This is a genomic window from Microcystis wesenbergii FACHB-1317 (assembly GCF_014696875.1).
GTDB classification, from domain to species: domain Bacteria; phylum Cyanobacteriota; class Cyanobacteriia; order Cyanobacteriales; family Microcystaceae; genus Microcystis; species Microcystis wesenbergii_A.
Genome location: NZ_JACJQV010000106.1, coordinates 1 through 3,840, shown reverse-complemented (window position 1 = coordinate 3,840; position 3,840 = coordinate 1). Strand labels below are relative to the sequence as shown.

General features: G+C 42.7%; 4 protein-coding genes and 1 pseudogene. 1 reads left to right on the top strand and 4 read right to left on the bottom strand.

What is annotated here, in order from left to right; translation table 11 throughout:
• Together H6F92_RS27025 and H6F92_RS07545 are read right to left on the bottom strand one after the other, a co-directional pair.
• On the bottom strand, positions 1-58 hold a 58-nt coding region (locus tag H6F92_RS27025; RefSeq protein ID WP_190357389.1), incomplete at its 3' end, for a helix-turn-helix domain-containing protein.
• Between the two features lie 58 nt (positions 59-116).
• Positions 117-245: an antitoxin family protein gene (locus H6F92_RS07545; RefSeq protein ID WP_002734565.1), complete on the bottom strand. Its 129-nt coding sequence runs from the start codon at positions 243-245 to the stop codon at positions 117-119.
• 165 nt (positions 246-410) lie between these two features.
• On the opposite strand from H6F92_RS07545, the pseudogene H6F92_RS07540 reads away from it, so the two are divergent.
• A pseudogene (locus H6F92_RS07540) lies at positions 411-575 on the top strand (hypothetical protein); the annotation flags it as partial.
• A gap of 76 nt (positions 576-651) precedes the next feature.
• On the opposite strand, the gene H6F92_RS07535 reads toward H6F92_RS07540, so the two are convergent.
• Positions 652-1,578 carry a branched-chain amino acid transaminase gene (locus tag H6F92_RS07535; RefSeq protein ID WP_190357388.1) on the bottom strand — a complete coding sequence of 309 codons (927 nt, stop codon included), beginning with the start codon at positions 1,576-1,578 and terminating at the stop codon, positions 652-654.
• A 23-nt stretch (positions 1,579-1,601) separates the two neighbouring features.
• On the bottom strand, positions 1,602-3,362 hold the full coding sequence (locus H6F92_RS07530) for a M61 family metallopeptidase (RefSeq protein ID WP_190357387.1): 1,761 nt from the start codon (positions 3,360-3,362) through the stop codon (positions 1,602-1,604).
• Between the last annotated feature and the right edge of the window lie 478 nt (positions 3,363-3,840).

Sequence of the window (3,840 nt, the reverse complement as noted above, 5' to 3'; positions counted from 1 at the left end):
GCAATAGCGACTCTTGTTCGGGTGTTGGGTAAAATCGGTAAGAATAGGCTTTTTCCATGTCTCATATTTTAGCATATATTTCGTAAACGATGCTCATATTTAACAGCAAAGCCAACCTAAAACGGCGGGGTTTCAGACCCAAAATTTCCGATGATAATTGTCACCCTCGTGCCTGCGGCTAGGTTTAAGGGTTCTTCTAGTTGAAGGGCTGTTCCATCAAATACGGCTTCGAGTGCTTGAGGCATTATTTTCTAACTGCTGAGGACGGACTATCTATTTATGTTCATTATAGCCCGCCCCTTGCGCGACCAGATCGGCGTACTGCTAGGCAGTGCCTTCGGCATCCCACTTAGACTCACAGTTTCAATCAATGGCTTTAAACCCAATTTTTCGGTAATGCTTATGGAGTATCATTTGATGGTTCGGTTGTTGTCGGGGTAAGTCGATCGGCTAGTGGAGACGAACCGTTTCGCTGGACACAAGCCACAGGGATAGTGGGGCTAGGGTATCTCCCTGGTGGTGGTTTCTGGGGAGAAGCTAATGCGGTATCAATAGCCGAACATCTCTGTGTATAAGGGTTTCATCCCTCATGACCCCGTCCATTGCATGAAACAAACCGAAGAACCGGAAAAATTGAGTGAATTTGTCTAACTACAAAGGAACTTTAGTAATCCAATCTTGATACTTTGGTTCCTGATTGAGAACGATAGAACTTAACTTTTCTTTTAACTGATAAGTAATCGGTTTAGCCGCGGGTAAAGAAAAAGTTTCAATCCTTTTAATCGGAGTAATTTTCGCCGCAGTGCCACTTAAAAACACCTCATCAGCGATAAATAACTCCGTCTTATCTACAGGTCTTTCAATAACCGGAATACCCAAATCCCGCGCGATAGTTAAAACACTATCTCTAGTAATACCCTCTAGGATATCTTGGTCAAAACTAGGAGTAATTAGCTGACCATTTCTGATGATAAAAATATTCATTCCCGTCGCTTCACAGACTTTACCCTGAGAATTCATTAAAATTGCCTCATCAAACCCCGATTCCACCGCTTCCGTTTTTGCTAAAGCAGAAGTGATATAAGCGGCGCTAATTTTACCTCGCAACGGGAAACTTCTATCCTCCTGACGATACCAAGAACTAATCCGACAGTTAACCCCATCGGCTGCTAAATAATCATCCATTTCTAGACCATAGACGAGAAAATCCTTCTCGATACCATGCAATCGCGGGGCAATTCCCAACCCCGAACTATAGACAAGGGGACGAATATAAAAAGGTCGATTACACTGATTCTTTTTAACAAAATCGATAATTATTTGATAGATTTTATCGGCAGGAATCTCGTAATTAAGAAACTTAGCACTTTGACTTAAACGCTGACAATGACGTTCCAATCTAAATAATAATATCTGTCCAGGATTGCTAGGGTCGGGAGTACCTCGTAAACCACCGAAAGCGGCAGTTCCGTAGTGTAGTGCGTGGGTAGCAACGGATAACTTTGCCTCGCTAAAAGGGATAAATTTATTCTCAAAATAGGCGAGAGGAAGGAAAGGAATTTCGGCAGTAATAGACATTTTTTTGTTGATTGAACCAAGAACTAAACGGGATTTACCCATGCGGAAAAATTTTGTTTCTGGCTATTAGAAGGATTTTCTACCCTGATAATTTCATAGCGAATCGTCTGCGGGGCAGCCAGTGGAACAGCAAGGGTTCGCAATTCATCGAGATGAAAGACTGTTATCTGAATAATATCACCTGCGCGGTAGTCTTTTAATCTTTCGTTTAACTGTTCCGCCGTCACTCGCAATCCATCGATAGCCAATAATTCATCATCAGCATTAATTCCCGCTTTTTGGCAAGGGGAACCCATCTCGACAAATTTAATTATTTCTTTACCCGCTTCACTCTGTACCCGCATTCCCAGATGAGGTATCGTCTCCCCATTGTCAACCCCCCGCAGATAGAGTCCAAAAGGTTCAAGATATTGATTAAAGGGTAATTCTTCTAAACCGTCGATATAACGCTGGTAGAAGTCGCTTAAATCCACTCCCGCAGCCGATTCGAGAATTGCCTGCAACTCCCCATCGGTATAACCAATCTCCTCTTTACCGAAATGTTGCCACATCGAGCGTAAAACATCATCGAGGGAACGACGGTTATCGGTGTGGGTGCGAATTAGTAAATCGAGAAGCAGCGACAATAATTCCCCCTTGAGATAGTAGGAAATTTGACTATTATCGCTATTGCTATCCCGTCGGTAGAGTTTTATCCAAGCATCGAAACTCGATTCGCCTAGAGGTTGGACAAGACGACCGGGTATATTGAGATAACGGCTGATTTCTTTGCTTAAAAGCTCTAAAAAAGTCTTACTATCGTATATTCCCGCCCGTAGAGGGATTACTATATCGTAATAACTGGTGGTTCCTTCGGCAAACCAGAGGGAAGAAGTATAATTTTCTGCATCATAATCGAAGCTTTCTAAAGCTTTTGGGCGAATACGCTTGATATTCCAGAGATGAAAGAACTCATGGGCGACTAATTGCAGAAAACGATTATATTTATCCTTATCTCGTAATCCCAAACGCATATAGTTAAGGGTACAGGAATTTTTATGTTCTAGTCCCCCGTAACCAGCCGCCGAAAGATGTAGCAAAAAGAGATAATTATCATAAGGGAGTCCACCGAACATAGCCGACTCGGTTTGAATAATTTTAGTGGTATCGGCGATAATTTGACTAGGATTGGCGTTTCCTCGTCCCCAGATAGCTAATTGATGGGGTTTTCCCTCGACGACAAAATCGTATAACTGATGAATCCCCACCTCCACAGGACTGTCCACTAGGGTATCAAAATCGGGAACGTGAAAGGTGTTTTTCTGTCCGGGTAAAGATTTTAAGGCAGTGGTAACGCGCCAATCGCCATGGGGAGGGATAATTGTCAGGGTGAGGGGATGTTTTTGATAATCGGGGATATAGAAGAATAAAGCAGCCCCGTTGAAGTAACCGTGAGTAGCATCGAGATGGTTGGTTCTGACGGTTAAATCGTGGGCAAAAACGCGATATTTGACCGTTATTTCGGAACTGTCACCATTGTCAATCTGCCAGTGATTTTTAGCAACTTTGCGACTGTTGAGGTTAACAGCTTGAAAATCTTGGACTAAACGGGAGTATTCCCGCACTAGATAGGAACCGGGAGTCCAAACCGGCATTTTTAGGTTTAAAATCGGAGCTTGCCAACCGGTAATCTGTAGAGTAACTTCAAAGAGGTGTGAAGTCGGTTCCGACATAGCCACTTGATAGCTGAGACTTAAACGGGTTGAGGAGACGGTAGTGGGGGAAATAAGACTGGTCATCGGCATTAAACGGCTTTTAAGTTATTCTACTAAATCCAGTTATTAAAAACTGATTATTTATTCCCCCTTTTGCATGACTGCCTCTCCTGATATGTAGCCTATACTCAACGGATTTAGTATTAAGCTAAACGGCGCTTAACCTGCATGATCCAATAGCTATAACCCTTTTGGAGTCTATATCGGTGATCCGAAGTAAAAGCCGTTTAGCTTACTTCCGATTTTATCACTCAATCCAAGCCTTTGGGGGTTCTACCCCCCAAACTCCTAGGGTTGATTGATAGTAGGGTTGATTGATAGTAGGGTTGATTGATAGTAGGGTTGATTGATAGTAGGGTTGATTCATGAATCAACCCTACCCAAACCCCCCGTTGGGGTAGGGTCGTTTCATTCTCGCAAATGTCATTCAATCAAATCCTTATCTGGCAAGGTTTTCAGTCAATTTCTCAGAACAAATATCTGAAAAATTTTTAAAATGCCTTGCTTT

What these genes read in the sequence shown, in the direction of transcription:
- H6F92_RS07545 (WP_002734565.1), bottom strand. Translation starts at nt 245, where the DNA reads ATGCCTCAAGCACTCGAAGCCGTATTTGATGGAACAGCCCTTCAACTA.
- H6F92_RS07530 (WP_190357387.1), bottom strand. Translation starts at nt 3,362, where the DNA reads ATGCCGATGACCAGTCTTATTTCCCCCACTACCGTCTCCTCAACCCGT.
- H6F92_RS07535 (WP_190357388.1), bottom strand. Translation starts at nt 1,578, where the DNA reads ATGTCTATTACTGCCGAAATTCCTTTCCTTCCTCTCGCCTATTTTGAG.